Raw genomic sequence first — 15213 nt, 5'->3', positions numbered from 1 at the left:
TTTTCCTAACCTCCGTCTAATACTATTGTAGTTTAGCCCTTATTCCGCAATTTTACAAGCATCTTTTCAAAAACCGTTACTTTTACTGAATTGTCTCGCATTTTTTTTTATTTCTTAGTCGTTTTTTTTCTCAAAAAAAGGTTATGGAACAATCGTCTTGTCCCATAACCTTTTCACTTATTCATTGAGCAAATTACATGCCAATCAGGAAAGATTTTCTCTCTGTAATCCTGTATTAGCATACACCCTGTGCAAGCATAGCATCTACGACTTTCTCAAAGCCTGCGATGTTAGCACCTGCTACATAGTCGCCCTCTTTGCCATAACGTTTTGCAGCATCGTCGATGTTGTGGTAGATGTTTACCATGATCTGGTTCAGTTTTGCATCTACTTCTTCAAATGTCCAGCTTAAACGCTCGCTGTTCTGAGACATCTCAAGTGCGGATGTAGCAACACCACCTGCGTTTGCAGCCTTACCAGGAACAAAGTATACACCGTTCTGCTGTAAGTACTGTGTAGCGTCAAGCGTTGTAGGCATGTTAGCACCTTCGCAAACTGCGATACAGCCGTTTGCAACTAATGCTTTTGCATCATCGATAAGCAGCTCGTTCTGTGTAGCACATGGAAGTGCGATATCGCATTTTACGCTCCATACGCCACGGCCTTCATGATACTCAGCACTTGGTCTTGCTGCTGCGTACTCTGTCAGACGTGCACGTTTTACTTCTTTAACCTCTTTCAGTAAATCTACATCAATTCCTTCCGGATCATAAATCCAGCCTGTGGAATCAGAGCATGTTACGCATTTAGCGCCTAACTGATGTGCTTTCTGGATTGCATAGATAGCAACATTACCGGCACCGGATACAACACATGTCTTGCCTGCGATATCCTGTCCATGGGATTTCAGAAGTTCTTCTGTCATGTATAACAGACCATAACCTGTTGCTTCTGTACGTGCAAGGGATCCGCCATAAGAAAGTCCTTTACCTGTCAGAACGCCTTCATACAGGCCTGTGATTCTCTTGTACTGACCATACAGGTAACCGATCTCTCTTGCACCTGTTCCGATATCACCAGCCGGTACATCGACATCAGCTCCGATGTATTTGGAAAGTTCTGTCATAAAACTCTGGCAAAATGCCATAACTTCACGATCAGATTTACCCTTAGGATCGAAATCAGATCCACCTTTACCGCCTCCGATTGGAAGACCTGTTAAGGAGTTCTTGAAAACCTGCTCGAAACCAAGGAATTTAATAATTCCAAGATATACAGATGGATGCAGACGCAGACCACCTTTGTACGGTCCAATTGCGTTATTAAACTGTACACGGTAACCTGTGTTTACCTGTACCTGACCATTGTCATCAACCCATGCCACACGGAACTTGAACTGTCTGTCCGGCTCTGTAATACGCTCTAAGATTGCTTCTTTCTTGTAAAGCTCCTCATTAGCTTCTACAACTGGTCTGATGGATTCCAATACTTCGTCTACTGCCTGAAGGAATTCCGGTTCAGCAGCATTTTTTGTTTTTACTCGTGCGAGTACTTCGTCTACGTAGCTCATCTCGTATCTCCTTTTTTTTAATAATCTCAACGTAGTTATTTTATTATGTTATGAAGGATTGTGCAACATTTTTTTTCAATTTTGTCATTTTCTTCACATTCAGACGTGTTTGTACACGTTTTTTGCATAATCTGAAACATTTTCCATCACCCAGCACAACATTTTTGTTGTGCAGTACAAAAATTTCTATCTGATTTCCGTTTCTTTTTCCACAAAAAAAGACCTTGTGACCATGCATTATTATGCACAAGCCCAAAGTCTTTCCTTGCTTTTATCAATATGCGTTTTTGCCGTTTCTTACTCTTCGCCCATCTCTTCGATGATGTGTTTACGCAGTGCTGCATACGTCTCCTTGCTCAGCGTATGCTCAATCTTGCACGCATCCTGTTCTGCCGTCTCCGGTGAAATTCCCAGGAATTCCAGCCATTTTTTCAGAATGAGATGACGGTCATAAATATTGGAAGCGATCTCCATACCACTGTCTGTCAGTGTGATAAATCCGCTCTCATCCACGTTGATGTAACCGTTTAAACGCAGATTTTTCATGGCAACACTGATACTTGGTTTGGAGTAGTTCATATCATTGGCAATATCGATGGAACGAACCACCGGACGCTGTTTGCTTAATTTTAAAATACACTCCAGATAATCTTCTGCTGACTGATGAATTTGCATTCCCTATACCTCCCTGTTGTTTCTTTATTTCTCCATGTTTGCAAATTTCGTATACTGCGGCAACCATACGAGATTGACTGTTCCGATCGGACCGTTACGCTGCTTGGCGATGATGATCTCCGCAATTCCTTTATTCTCTGAATCTTTGTTGTAATAATCGTCTCGATAGATAAACATAACCACATCGGCATCCTGCTCGATGGCTCCGGACTCTCGCAGATCTGAAAGCATCGGTCTGTGATCCGGACGCTGCTCTACCTGTCGGCTCAGCTGTGACAGTGCAATAACCGGTACGTTCAACTCCCTGGCCAGCTGCTTTAATGAACGGGAGATATCTGAGATTTCCTGCTGGCGCGAATCGCTTCTGCCGGATCCGGACATCAGCTGCAGGTAATCGATGATAACCAGCTTCAGATCATGTTCCAGTTTATATTTTCTGCACTTGCTGCGAAGCTCTGAGATTGAGATACCAGGCGTATCGTCGATGATCAGATGTGATTTTCCAATGGTTCCCGCGCCTTCGATGAGCTTCTCCCAGTCTGCGTCGGACAGGTTACCGGAACGGAGCAGCTGTGCATCCACTCGGGATTCCAGTGAAAACAGACGATTTACCAGCTGCTCTTTTGACATCTCCAGGCTGAAGATTGCAGTGGCCATATCCTCATGAAATGCTGCATACTGGGCAATATTCAACACAAAGGCTGTTTTACCCATAGACGGTCGTGCAGCCACCAGGATCATATCTGATGGCTGCAGACCGGACAATTTGTAGTCCAGATCCACAAAACCGGTAGGAATACCAGTGACATTTCCCTGGGTCCTGGATGCAATTTCAATCTTGTCCAGAGCATTTAACACCACCTGTTTGATCGGTACATAATCACTGTTGCTCCGGCTCTGAAGCAGATTGAAAATGCTTTTCTCGGTCTCTTCCAGAATTACTTCCAGACTTTCGTTTCCCAGATAGCAGGTATCTGCGATCTGTTCGTTGATTTTGATCAGTTTGCGAAGCACCGCTTTCTCTTTTACGATCTCCGCATAATATTTTACGTTTGCAGACGTCGGAACTGTAGTCACCAGATCACCGACATATTCCAGACTGCTGATCTCCGGCGGTACATTCTTCTCCCGCAGACGGTTCTGAAGAGTGATCAGATCCACCGGTGCACCACTGTTGAACAGTTCCGTGATCGTCTCAAACAGGATTCCATATTGCTGATGATAAAAATCATCCTTCACCAGCTGCTCAGAGGCTGTAAGGATTGCATCCCGGTCCATGATCATGGATCCGATGACGGACTGTTCTGCCTCCAGGCTGTGAGGCATGATCCGTTTTACCAGAGCCTCTTCCATATATTCTGCCATTCCTTTCTATATGAGTGACATTTTCTTTTTCGTATCACCGGCATCATTTCCGACACTGCTGATACAGTTATGGCTTAACTGCGTTATGCCTCTGTTACTTTCACTCTCAGTGATCCGGTTACTTTTGCATGCAGCTTGATCGCCACATCGAAAGTTCCAAAGGATTTAATCGGGATGTTCAGAGACATTTTCTTTTTGTCAATATCCAGACCAAGCTGTTCTTTCACTGCTGCGGAAATCTCTTTTGTGGAAACAGAACCAAAGGTACGTCCGCCCTCACCGGCTTTCATCTTGACTTCCACAAATTTATCTTCCAGATCCTTTGCAAGTTCCTGAGCTGCTTCCAGCTGTTCTTCTGCAACTTTCTCTGCATGTTTGTTCTGAAGCTTCAGATCATTTAAATTCTTTCCGGTTGCTTCCAGTCCCAGTTTTTTTGCAAAAATAACGTTTCTTGCATAAGCATCACTTACGTTTACAATCTCTCCCTTTTTACCGAGAGACTTTACATCCTGTAATAAAATCACTTTCATTTACTTAATATCTCCTTCCCTGATCATCTCATCAAGTGTATTTTCTATGGTCCGCTTCGCATCCTCCAGCGTACAGCCGGTGAGCTGCGCTCCTGCGGAATTCATATGACCGCCGCCACCCAGACGTTCCATAACGAGCTGCACATTGATTTCATCAATCGACCGCGCGCTGATATAAATCCGGTCATGGTACTCCGTCAGCACAAAAGAAGCCTTGATGCCGATGATATTCAGCAGTTCATTCGCTGCCTGTGCACACGCCACCGTCGGGCTCTCAATATTGTCCGCCGGGCACACGCTGATAGCAAACATATTGTGGAACACTTCTGCATGCCGCACGGCTTCCGCTCTCGCTTTGTACGCATCCATATCATTCCGGAGCATCTTGCGCACTCTGGTAACCTCTGCTCCGCACCGTCGCAGATATGCTGCTGCCTCAAAAGTACGGACACCTGTTTTGGATACAAAATTATTGGTATCAATCAAAATTCCCGCATAAATAGCATCTGCCTCCTGTGTGGAAAGTTTGATATCTTCATCAAAATACTGTAACACTTCCGCGATCATCTCGCAGGTGGAAGAAGCATACGGCTCCGTGTAGGAAAGCACCGCATTTTTCACCACATCCTCACACTGACGATGATGATCAAAGACAACGATAGCCTTTGCCCGGTTCAGCAGATTCGGACATTCCGTATAACTCGGCCGGTTTGTATCCACCACGATCAATGCCGTGTGGGAATCAATCTCATCCAGTGCCAGCTGGCTAGGGATAAACATGTCGTCCGGATATCCATTCTCCGGTGTAAAACATTCCTTCAGCGGACGCAGTGTCGTATTGACCTCATCAATTACAATCTGTGCCTTTTTGCCCAGCTGACGGGCCGCACAGTAAATACCGATAGCCGCACCAAAAGAATCAATGTCTGCAATCTTATGTCCCATGACAAAGAATTTGTCACGGGTGATCATAATTTCGCGCAGCGCCAGTGCTTTCACTCTGGCCTTTACACGGGTAGATTTGTCTACCTGACGGTTGCTTCCGCCAAAATAAGATATTCTATCTCTGGTCTTTACGACCACCTGATCTCCGCCTCGTCCCAGTGCCAGGTCAATGGCCATACGGGAATACTCGTAATTCTTCGTATAATCATTTCCCACATAACCGATTCCCATACTGAGAGTGACAGACATCTCATTTCCAACCTTGATACTTTTGACATCCTCCAGAAGGCTGAATTTTTCCTCTTCCATTTTTTCCAGATATTTATGCTGGAACACGACAAAGTACTTGTCGTTCTCAGTCTTTTTTACCAGACCGTCGATGGATGCAAAAAATTTGGTCACCTTACGGTCTACCAGTGCGACCAGCAGAGATTTCTTTACCTCTTCCACGGTATCCAGGACTTCGTCATAATTATCAATATATACCAACGCAGGTACCATCTGCATTTCCTGGTTTTCAATGCGGTACCGGGTCAGCTGCGTCTCATCAAAGAGATAGATGACCTGTAGATACTGCACTTTCTCTGTCAGCTCGATGCTGCTGCTCTCATGCAGAATATCTGTAAAATGAATCTTGTGCACAGAAGCGCGGTACACACATTCTTCCCGCTCCACAACAAGCTCCAACTCATCTTCTTTCTCCATCAGTTCTCTTGTGATCTGTGGAAAAATCGTCGTGATGGATTTGTGATATCCTTTATTTTTTTCCGATAATGCTTCAAACTGACGGTTCATCCACAACAGTTTTCCCGTGGCATCCATCACCGCATACGGCACTTCAAACTCATTCAGCAGACGTTTCTGTACCGTACCGTACTGTGTGGCAAAATCGATCAGCTCATTCATCAGGATCGGTTTGTTCCGCCAGTACACAAACAGCATCACAAAAAAATAAATGCCTACGAAAACACTTCCCAGAATACCCGCCTTGATATTCAGCACATACATCCAGACATCCATGGCTCCAAACAGTGCCGTCAGTACCAGCGGTGTCTGTGTATATCCTTTTAATTTACCCTTCAACTTAACATCCTGTCTCATGCTAACTCCTTTATACTGCCGAAATTATTCTTCCGGCCGGTATACAAAACCGATACTATTCAACATAGTATACCACATTTCCCCCTCATTAGAAAGCCCCTGTTTTATATTGCTAACTGTTCATATGTTTCGTTACAGTTCACTCATCATATGTAGTAAAGCGGACATTCTCAATCCACACATCACTACTTTCCTATCTGAAGCAACTGTTTCACATATCTGTCCCAGAACGTGCTGTGTTCCTGTTCATAGATCAGTTCTTTTGCCATGACAGGATCATCCGTGATCACATTGTCAATTCCCATACCTACGACTTTTTCCAGGCGTTCTTCCGAATTCACTGTCCAGACATAGATCTGTTTCCCGGCCTTCTGTGCCTTATTTACGAAACTCTTGCTCAGCAGTGTTGACTCCACACTGTAACCGTCTGCATATTCCAGATCTGTAAAGTTTCCATACGATACAGATGTAATATATGCGGTTTCGATGGAATCGTCCGCCTCCTTGATCTTGCGCAGAGAATCATACTTCAGGGAAGAAACCACACAAGTATCCCTCATATGATACTTTTTCAGCAGTTTCGCCACCTGCTCCTCCAGATCCTTGTCATGTCCGCTGGGCTTGATCTCGATATTCAAATGGATCTTGCCACGGCAGACTTTCAGCACTTCTTCCAGTGTCGGAATCCGCACAGTCTGATATTTTTTATCAAACCAGCTGCCATTATCCAGGTCTTTGATTTCATCCCAGGTCACCTGCCAGACTTCCTTATCCAGTCCTGTCGTCCGTTTCAGATTAGAATCATGCATAACGATCACTTCACCGTCTGCTGTCTGCTGTACATCCAGTTCCGCCCAGTCAGCTCCCACCTGAATGGCTCCCTTGAATGCCGGAATTGTATTCTCCGGATAGGCTGCAGAATACCCGCGATGCGCCGTCACTTCCACCGGATTGCCCAGCCCCATATGTAATACACCGCGCCGGTCTGCAAAATTGTATGCAAAATTGACCCCGATCACCACCACGATGCTGAGGGCAATGATCCGTTTTCGATACACATAAATTTTCTTTACCCATCTCGTATTGGTAATCCGGTAAGCATTGTCCAGATCCCGGAAAACCCGTGGAATCCGCTCACCGGCGGCAGCCTTACGATAATAGAATAACAGACTGATGCAGATAAAAAATAACGGAAGATCAAAACAGAAAAACAGTGCACCGCACACGTCCATCAGCAAAGAAATCCCGGAAAGGGTCAGACTGCTGAACAGATCCTGTGTCGGTAACGCCTGATTGACTCTGGACACCAGCCAGGATCCAACCAGGATCACGCCGTAATAAATACCGATGCAGGCTGCACTCCATCCCAGCACAATGATCAGATCCGTCCAGTAATGATTCTCCTGCAGTTTCCAGCTGCGCTTTCTCGCCTGCTTGAAGTTACAGTTTTCCAGGCAGAAATAATGCAGACTGTAAATCCAATGAAAGGAGCGAAGTCCGATATAAATCCAGAATCCAATATATAAAATCGCCAGCCAGGTATGGGTCATAATATAATCCACAATAAACTGCGGCACCGTAAATTTTGTAATATAACCGGAGATTACCAGTGCATGGGTCATGGGGATAATGATCAGCAGATAGAGGATCATCACGATATTTCTCTGATAGATGACCCGCAAAGACGTTTTCAATCCCTTTCGCATCAGTGCCAGCAGCGGCATCGCCTGCTTCCGGAAAGAGGCATGGATGCAGGTAATGATACAGCAGATATCAAACAGCGTAAAAAATGCCATTCCCAGCACGATCAAAAGCAGGAAAAACCAGGTCAGCGGGGACCGGATAAAAGTTCCGATGGTTTCATCTGACAAATAACTCAGCCCCTGTGCCTTCAGTGCCAGCTTCATTACTCCCGTAAGTAACGGTTTAAATACCGCCATAGATGCAAATTTATATAAAAGTTCAAACACAAGAAGTGTACCTATATTCAATTTTAATAATCCGAATGTGTAATGCAAGTAACGAAAAACGTTCTTTATTTTTTTCATATTTGTCTCTGAAGAATACAGAAAACTCCCCGGAAAAATCCGGGGAGTCTGTTGTCAAAATTAATCCTGTACGTATGGCATTAATGCTACGTGGCGTGCTCTCTTGATTGCTACTGTGATAGCTCTCTGATGTTTTGCACAGTTTCCTGTGATTCTTCTCGGAAGGATTTTTCCTCTCTCAGAGATGTATCTCTTTAATTTATTTGTATCCTTGTAATCAATCACATTGTCTTTTCCACAGAATACACAAACTTTTTTTCTTCTGCGGCCGCCTCTTCTCTTCATCGGAGAATCGCTTTTTCCATCTTTATTATAAGCCATGATAGTTTACCTCCTGTTTAGTTAAATGGTAATTCCTCATCAATTCCGTCCGGAATATTCATAAAGCCATCGCTTACCGCATTGCTTGGGGAAGGTCTGTCTGCCGGTGCAAAATTTGCTGCATGCTCAGCGCTTGCTGCTTTGCTCTCTGCGAACTCCTGCTCCTCAACAACTACGTCCGTGGTGTAAACTTTCTGTCCGTCACGGTTGGTATAGCTGCCTGTCTGAATTCTGCCTGTAAGGGCAATCTTGGTTCCTTTGCGCAGATATTTCTCTGCGAACTCTGCCTGACGTCCGAATGCTACACAACCGATAAAATCTGCTGTCTGGCTGTCGCCGTCACGACGGAATCTACGATCTACTGCAACTGTATATCTTGCGATTGCGGTTGCCTGTTCACCCTGAGAATAACGAACCTCAGGATCACGGGTCAAACGTCCCATCAAAATTACTTTATTCATAAGGATAACTCCTTCTCTACTGTGAAATTATGCCTCGTCTTTTCTAACGCATAAAAATCTCAGCACATTGTCCATGATACGAACACTCTGCTCTAACTCAGCAGGTACTTCTGCTGCAGCATCGAACTGAATGAAGTAATAGAAGCCTTCGCTCATTTTCTGGATGTCGTAAGCTAATTTTTTCTTACCCCAATCCTCAACTTCTGTTACTGTACCGCCAAAACGAGTAATATACTCTTTTGCTTTCTCAACAACTGCTGCTCTGGCGTCATCTTCGATCTTGGCACTAACAATTAATGCTAATTCATACTTGTTCATGCTATTCTTACCTCCTTGTGGTCTTTTGGCCCTCTGCTCATCCTGTAGAGAGCAAGGATATTGTATATCACGATTTTCAATACTACCATATTTTTACGCTTCAGGCAAGTGCTTTTTTAAATCTTTTGTGTTTTTTTCTACAATCTTTCGTGCCACCATGATCTGATGACCGCACCCCTGACATTTCAACCGGAAATCTGCCCCGACACGCAGGATTTCCCATTCAAAACTGCCGCAGGGATGTTTCTTTTTCAGTTTTACAATATCTTCCACTTCATATTGATATGTCATTCTGTCACCTCACTCTACTTTTATATTCCACGATTCTTTTATAATTTTAACATACTGCCGAAAAAACCTCTCCGATCGGTGCCTGGATGACCAGATCGGCACGGCTGTCCAATGGGGTTGCGGATTTGTTGATCAGTACCAGCTTATTACCTCTGTAATAGTCGATAAGTCCCGCTGCCGGATATACTGCGAGGCTTGTTCCTCCAATGATCAACACTTCTGCCTGGCTGATCGCGTGGATGGCTGCCTGCATCGTGGAAGAATCCAGTCCTTCCTCATATAATACGACATCCGGTTTGATCTGACCACCGCAACTGCACATCGGAACCCCCGCAGAATTCTTGATATACTGTGCATCATACAATTTTCCGCATTTTCTGCAGTAATTGCGGTGTACGCTGCCGTGAAGTTCCAGCACATTTTTGCTGCCTGCCGCCTGATGAAGTCCGTCGATATTCTGTGTAACCACTGCCTTTAACTTTCCTTTTGCTTCCAGTTCGGCAAGTTTTAAATGTGCCGCATTTGGTTTTGCATCCAGGGCCAGCATTTTATCCCGGTAAAACCGATAAAACTCTTCTGTTTTTTCCATATAAAAAGTATGACTCAGAATTGTCTCCGGTGGATAATCATATTTCTGATGATACAGGCCGTCCACACTTCGAAAATCTGGTATTCCGCTCTCTGTTGACACACCAGCTCCCCCGAAAAACACGATATTATCTGAATCTGCGATCCACTGTCTTAATAATTCTGATTTTTCCATCTGTTCCGCTCCTTCCAAAATGATTCCTCTCAGAATCACTGTACGCTGCACTTTGCTTCTGTTTTTATAGTATACTGCACGAAAAAAAATAGCAACTCCATTTTATCCACCCCTTCGCAAGTACAAAAATCCCCACCTGGCATTCTTGCAGTCCACACGCACCATTCGTAAAATGTTTTTTCATAATTTCTTCACACTTTTAACAGTTGACATATTTTCTTTCGTGATATTTAATATATCTTAGCGGCAATTAACATAATAGGATTACAATGCCGGAAAATCTGTATCCGACTGTGTCTGCACATCGTGATGTAAAGCGGACATTCGCAATCCGCTTTCGCTACTTGCTCATGAACGCAGTCGCTTTGCGACCTGTCATCACACTATATTATAGAAACGGGAAGATAAAAACATGCATATTTCATTCGCAGGAAAAAAAATCCGGCTGCTTGCACTTGCGGTCACTATTTTTATGATTATTTTTGTATCCGCCAACTGGCGGCTCTATCTGGATCCGACACTGGATCTGACATGTGGGACCATTCTGTTTGTTCTGTCTCTTCTGGCAGGACCGGTTGCTGGATTTCTCATTATATTCAAACCATCCGTGGATGACAAATATAAGGCACTGGCCAACACGGCATTGTTTTTTATCATGCCGGTTCTTACCATCCAGATGGTAGAGGTATTTAATGAAAACTATATATGGTGGTTTTCTGTACCAACTTTCCTCGCAAACTATATGATTTACCTGGTGTTCTACCTCTTTTTTTATCTGATCACCGGACGTTATCATATGGTAGGACTGATTGTAAATATTTCTTTATATGTATGGTCATTGCTGAATTATTTCATTGAACTGTTCCGCGGTTCTCCTTTTGTTCCGCTGGACGTACTGAGTTTCGGCACTGGTCTGAGTGTATCAGACGGTTACACTTATGAGCTTAGTTGGAAACTGATCCTCGGTTCTATCATGTTTTTCCTGATCTATCTGGTAAACAAAAAAAGTGTCAACATCAAACCGAAAAAATTAAAATTCAAACTCCTGGCAAAACTTGCTCCGGCAGCTTATATCGCAGTTGTTGTAATTTCCCTCTTTTTTACGGATTATGCTGCAAATCTCGGATACAAACCGGATTTCTGGGATCAGTCCAGAGGCTATCACCGCACAGGTTCTTTCTTTAATTTCTGTCTGAACACCAAGTACCTTATTATCCGGAAGCCCTCTGACTACAATGCCGCCAATGTCAGCGACTATGTGGCAGAAACGCTGAAAGATGCCGGCGTAGATCCTGATGATCATACAGTCAGCACCAATCTGCTGACCGGCCAGAACGATTACACAGCAAATACGGATGGCACCATGCCGAATATCATTTGTATCATGAATGAATCTCTGTCTGATCCTGGTGCTCTCGGCAACCTGGAAACCAATGAAGACTACATGCCATTCATTCACAGTCTGACAGAAAATACCATCAAAGGTTCCCTGTCCATGCCGGTATTCGGTGCAGGAACAAGTAACAGTGAATTTGAATTTTTATCCGGAGATTCCATCTCCTTCCTGCCCACCGGGTGTAACGTATATCAGTCCTATGTAAAGGATACTGTTCCTTCCCTGGTATCTACCCTTGGTGCACTTGGTTATTCCAGGACCGCTTTTCATCCGTATTACGGCGAAGGCTGGAACCGCAGGAATGTATATCCACTGCTGGGATTTGAAAACTATATCAGTATCGAAGATTTTGTCGATCAGGACATTCTGGATACTTACAAGCAGAACAATGACGTCACCGAGTATGAGATGCTGCTGAATGAACGGTATCCGGACCGCAACATGCTGCTGCGTCGTTTTGTCAGTGACAGCTATGATTATTCCATGGTAGAAAACATGTATGAGAATCGGGATACATCCAAACCGTTCTTCCTTTTTAACGTCACCATGCAGAACCACGGCGGCTACGCCATGTCCTATACAAACTTTTCACAGGAAATATATGTCACAAACATGAATGGCATCTACCCAAAGGCTAACCGCTATCTGTCCCTGGTAAAACGCTCTGATGAAGCATTTCAGGAGCTGGTAGATTATTTCAGCAACGTGTCAGAACCGACCATCCTCTGTATGTTCGGGGATCATCTGCCCTCCATTGAAGATGGATTTTATGAAGAACTGTTCGGCACCAGTCTCGATCAGCTGACCACGGAACAGCAACAGCTTCGTTACACCACACCATTTGTGATCTGGGCAAATTATGATATTCCGGAAGCGACACTGAATCAGATCAGTGCAAACTATCTGTCTACACTGGTACTTCAGACTGCCGGACTTCCACTGACGCAGTACAATCGTTATCTGGCCTCCCTGTATCAGAAGCTTCCTATCATTAACACGGTTGGTTATGTGGATGCAGATAACAATTACTATACGCATTCCGAAAACAGCAAATACGATGACCTGCTCTATCAGTACCATTGCCTTGTATACAATTCACTGATTGACCGGAATAACCGTGATTCCTCTGTCTTTTTCATGAATCAGTAATTTCCTGCTATGTTAAGACCTGAGCATCTGTCTTTTCCGACAGTTCTCAGGTCTTTTTATCTGTATCTTTCCATATTTTAGTAATTCTATACTATCATGCAACATTTTTCGATGTTATGTTGCACACTTTCTAAACACTTTTTACAAAGCATTCTTCATAGAACGATATTTTGCAACATTTCAAAGCATTTTGTCCAACTTATCACTTTCATTTGCACTTTTTATTGTGCATTTTGTGTGTTTTTATTGACATGGTCTTACCATCTATGTATAATAAGCTCATGGAATTTATATTTTCTTTATGAATTTCACATTTGCTTAACTTTTTTAAAATTTAGGAGGGTTTGATTTATGGCTTTAGGTATTATTGGTATTGTAGTCGCTCTTGCTATTTTCCTGTATGGCGCCTACAAAAACGTATCCGTACTGTATCTGGCTCCGCTCTGCGGCGTTATTGTAGCAGTAACAAACGGATTGAACGCAAACGATGCATTCACATCTCTGTATGTTGGTGCCGTTGAAGAAAATGCAGCAACCGGCGTATGGGAAATCGGCGGTGTCTGCGGAATGATCACAGCAATTTTCCCGACTGTATTCTTAGGCGGTTTATTTGGTAAAGTATTAGCTGACAGTGGTGCTGCTCAGTCTATCGCTTCCACATTAGTAAACAAATTCGTTATGCCGGTAAACAATAAAGAAAAACAGGCAAAACGTGCCGTTTTAATTATGTTACTTATCGAGTGTATCCTTACATACGGTGGTGTAGATGGTTTCGTAGCTATCTTCGCTACATTCCCGATCTGTATGTACATGGCAAGCCGCATTGGTATTCCGAGACGTATGGTTCCGGCTATGCTGGCTTTAAGCTGTGGTGCTAACTCTGCTCCATTCGTATTAAGTATCAATAACATCATTTGTATGAGCATCCTGCAGACAAGCCCGGGTGCTGCTCCAATCCCGGGATTTATTTCCTTCATCGTAATCGAAGTTGGTGTATACTTCATCTGCTCCACCTTCATCATCAAAGAGATGAGAAAAGGCGAGACATTTGATTATGGTAACTGTGAGCCGATTCCGGATGACAATGCAAAAAAACTTCCGCATTTTGCACTTGCTATGATTCCGTTAGTAGTTGTATTCCTGCTTTTCGCTATCGTACAGATTGCTTCCTTAGCTCTGGTATCCGGTATCGCAGCAGTAATCATCCTGATGGCTCCGCACTTCAAAGACAATGAGAAAAAAGGCTTTCCGGCATGGGCAGGAAACGTTCTCAATTCCTTAAACATTGGTGCTGCAAATGGTGCAAGCGCAATCATGACTCTGACAGCTGCAGCTGGTTTCGCAGCAGTTGTACAGCACACAGATGCTTTCAACGGTTTCGTTGGAATCCTCTTTGGCATGAAAGCTTCTCCGTTAGTAATCGGTATCGTACTTGCTATCATCGTAGTAGCATTTACATCTTCACCGCCAGCAGCTTTAAGTATTGCACTTCCGATGGTTGCTACAGCTTATATCTGGACAGCTAACCCGATTTTGAATCCGAACGCACTTGCTCGTTGTGCTGCTATCGCAGTTTCCACATTCGAGACACTGCCGGTTAACGGACTGATCCTAATCACAACCGGACTTGCTCAGGTTAAGATCAAAGATGCATACTTACCGATGTTCTTACAGACAGTTATCATGACATTAGTTGGAACAATCCTCTGTGCTGTCATCCTTACTGTTGCACCGGGACTGGCGTAAACCAACATCATTTTCGACAATTATCTTCGTAGTGAAAGAAAGTTAAGCCATATAGAAACGCTGCTTCACATTGAAGCAGCGTTTTTCATCTTAGTAACAGAAATCAACAGAAAGGTTTATACTTATGAAAAAAAAGAATCCCTTTAACTGGGGCACTTATGTCACACTGATCGGCGTCATAGTTATCTTTGCCATTATTTTTACTGATGCCATCGACACCATATATGTACTTCCGGTTCTGGGTGCGCTCTGCCTTGTATACGGTATTTTCGGACTTCTGCAGTCCCGCGGCAGCAATGAAGCCGGACTGGTTCAACGCTCCATGCTGCAGCTGATCCTCGGTGCATTTGTCATCTTTATCGGTATGATCGAAGCACTTCATCTGAATCTGACACAGAGATTCTGGGATATTTTCCTGATTCTCATTGTGGTGGTCATTGCGATCTGGATGTTTCTGCGGAAACGCAAGTAAAGTCTTGTTTGTGTAGCTGAAAATTTAATCTGTGAAAACGCCAGTCATCAATCTTACCTCTG

14 protein-coding genes are annotated in these 15213 nt (G+C 43.8%); 3 read left to right on the top strand and 11 right to left on the bottom strand.

Going from position 1 to position 15213, the window contains the following annotated elements; translation table 11 throughout:
* Window positions 1-235: 235 nt before the first annotated feature.
* The 11 genes from gdhA to HMPREF0373_RS04840 form a co-directional block, all read right to left on the bottom strand.
* Window positions 236-1570, bottom strand: a complete 1335-nt coding sequence (gene gdhA / locus HMPREF0373_RS04895; RefSeq protein ID WP_021738508.1) for an NADP-specific glutamate dehydrogenase — start codon at window positions 1568-1570, stop codon at window positions 236-238.
* Between the two features lie 297 nt (window positions 1571-1867).
* Window positions 1868-2245, bottom strand: coding sequence for a metal-dependent transcriptional regulator (locus HMPREF0373_RS04885; protein WP_021738506.1), 378 nt, complete (start codon window positions 2243-2245; stop codon window positions 1868-1870).
* A gap of 24 nt (window positions 2246-2269) precedes the next feature.
* Window positions 2270-3598, bottom strand: a complete 1329-nt coding sequence (dnaB, locus tag HMPREF0373_RS04880) for a replicative DNA helicase (RefSeq protein ID WP_022035676.1) — start codon at window positions 3596-3598, stop codon at window positions 2270-2272.
* 95 nt (window positions 3599-3693) lie between these two features.
* Window positions 3694-4140, bottom strand: coding sequence for a 50S ribosomal protein L9 (rplI, locus tag HMPREF0373_RS04875; RefSeq protein ID WP_021738504.1), 447 nt, complete (start codon window positions 4138-4140; stop codon window positions 3694-3696).
* The gene (locus HMPREF0373_RS04870) at window positions 4141-6186 is read right to left on the bottom strand and encodes a DHH family phosphoesterase (protein ID WP_021738503.1); all 2046 of its coding nucleotides are present in this window, start codon (window positions 6184-6186) and stop codon (window positions 4141-4143) included.
* A 185-nt stretch (window positions 6187-6371) separates the two neighbouring features.
* The gene (locus HMPREF0373_RS15965) at window positions 6372-8234 is read right to left on the bottom strand and encodes a glycerophosphodiester phosphodiesterase family protein (RefSeq protein WP_021738502.1); all 1863 of its coding nucleotides are present in this window, start codon (window positions 8232-8234) and stop codon (window positions 6372-6374) included.
* 60 nt (window positions 8235-8294) lie between these two features.
* Window positions 8295-8519, bottom strand: coding sequence for a 30S ribosomal protein S18 (gene rpsR, locus HMPREF0373_RS04860; protein WP_330427535.1), 225 nt, complete (start codon window positions 8517-8519; stop codon window positions 8295-8297).
* Between the two features lie 53 nt (window positions 8520-8572).
* The gene (locus HMPREF0373_RS04855) at window positions 8573-9016 is read right to left on the bottom strand and encodes a single-stranded DNA-binding protein (RefSeq protein ID WP_021738500.1); all 444 of its coding nucleotides are present in this window, start codon (window positions 9014-9016) and stop codon (window positions 8573-8575) included.
* Window positions 9017-9043: 27 nt separating this feature from the next.
* On the bottom strand, window positions 9044-9334 hold the full coding sequence (gene rpsF, locus HMPREF0373_RS04850) for a 30S ribosomal protein S6 (protein WP_021738499.1): 291 nt from the start codon (window positions 9332-9334) through the stop codon (window positions 9044-9046).
* Between the two features lie 93 nt (window positions 9335-9427).
* The gene (locus tag HMPREF0373_RS04845; protein ID WP_021738498.1) at window positions 9428-9625 is read right to left on the bottom strand and encodes a DUF951 domain-containing protein; all 198 of its coding nucleotides are present in this window, start codon (window positions 9623-9625) and stop codon (window positions 9428-9430) included.
* Between the two features lie 46 nt (window positions 9626-9671).
* Window positions 9672-10388, bottom strand: a complete 717-nt coding sequence (locus HMPREF0373_RS04840) for an NAD-dependent protein deacylase (protein ID WP_044963045.1) — start codon at window positions 10386-10388, stop codon at window positions 9672-9674.
* A gap of 412 nt (window positions 10389-10800) precedes the next feature.
* On the opposite strand from HMPREF0373_RS04840, the gene HMPREF0373_RS04835 reads away from it, so the two are divergent.
* The 3 genes from HMPREF0373_RS04835 to HMPREF0373_RS04825 all read left to right on the top strand — a co-directional run bounded on the left by HMPREF0373_RS04835 (window position 10801) and on the right by HMPREF0373_RS04825 (window position 15151).
* A complete protein-coding gene (locus HMPREF0373_RS04835) occupies window positions 10801-12933 on the top strand; it encodes an LTA synthase family protein (RefSeq protein ID WP_021738496.1) in 2133 nt (710 codons plus the stop codon).
* Between the two features lie 351 nt (window positions 12934-13284).
* Window positions 13285-14679, top strand: coding sequence for a GntP family permease (locus HMPREF0373_RS04830; RefSeq protein WP_021738495.1), 1395 nt, complete (start codon window positions 13285-13287; stop codon window positions 14677-14679).
* Window positions 14680-14803: 124 nt separating this feature from the next.
* The gene (locus tag HMPREF0373_RS04825; protein WP_021738494.1) at window positions 14804-15151 is read left to right on the top strand and encodes a hypothetical protein; all 348 of its coding nucleotides are present in this window, start codon (window positions 14804-14806) and stop codon (window positions 15149-15151) included.
* Window positions 15152-15213: the final 62 nt, after the last annotated feature.

Origin of the sequence: Eubacterium ramulus ATCC 29099, from assembly GCF_000469345.1 — a bacterium.
GTDB lineage: Bacteria > Bacillota > Clostridia > Lachnospirales > Lachnospiraceae > Eubacterium_I > Eubacterium_I ramulus.
This window is presented reverse-complemented; position numbering and strand designations above follow the sequence as displayed.

Coding starts and splice junctions, on each gene's coding strand:
- HMPREF0373_RS04825 (WP_021738494.1), top strand. CDS start 14,804: ATGAAAAAAAAGAATCCCTTTAACTGGGGCACTTATGTCACACTGATC.
- HMPREF0373_RS04845 (WP_021738498.1), bottom strand. CDS start 9,625: ATGACATATCAATATGAAGTGGAAGATATTGTAAAACTGAAAAAGAAA.
- HMPREF0373_RS04830 (WP_021738495.1), top strand. CDS start 13,285: ATGGCTTTAGGTATTATTGGTATTGTAGTCGCTCTTGCTATTTTCCTG.
- HMPREF0373_RS15965 (WP_021738502.1), bottom strand. CDS start 8,234: ATGAAAAAAATAAAGAACGTTTTTCGTTACTTGCATTACACATTCGGA.
- HMPREF0373_RS04870 (WP_021738503.1), bottom strand. CDS start 6,186: ATGAGACAGGATGTTAAGTTGAAGGGTAAATTAAAAGGATATACACAG.
- HMPREF0373_RS04840 (WP_044963045.1), bottom strand. CDS start 10,388: ATGGAAAAATCAGAATTATTAAGACAGTGGATCGCAGATTCAGATAAT.
- dnaB (WP_022035676.1), bottom strand. CDS start 3,598: ATGGAAGAGGCTCTGGTAAAACGGATCATGCCTCACAGCCTGGAGGCA.
- rplI (WP_021738504.1), bottom strand. CDS start 4,140: ATGAAAGTGATTTTATTACAGGATGTAAAGTCTCTCGGTAAAAAGGGA.
- rpsF (WP_021738499.1), bottom strand. CDS start 9,334: ATGAACAAGTATGAATTAGCATTAATTGTTAGTGCCAAGATCGAAGAT.
- HMPREF0373_RS04835 (WP_021738496.1), top strand. CDS start 10,801: ATGCATATTTCATTCGCAGGAAAAAAAATCCGGCTGCTTGCACTTGCG.
- HMPREF0373_RS04855 (WP_021738500.1), bottom strand. CDS start 9,016: ATGAATAAAGTAATTTTGATGGGACGTTTGACCCGTGATCCTGAGGTT.
- HMPREF0373_RS04885 (WP_021738506.1), bottom strand. CDS start 2,245: ATGCAAATTCATCAGTCAGCAGAAGATTATCTGGAGTGTATTTTAAAA.
- gdhA (WP_021738508.1), bottom strand. CDS start 1,570: ATGAGCTACGTAGACGAAGTACTCGCACGAGTAAAAACAAAAAATGCT.
- rpsR (WP_330427535.1), bottom strand. CDS start 8,519: ATGAAGAGAAGAGGCGGCCGCAGAAGAAAAAAAGTTTGTGTATTCTGT.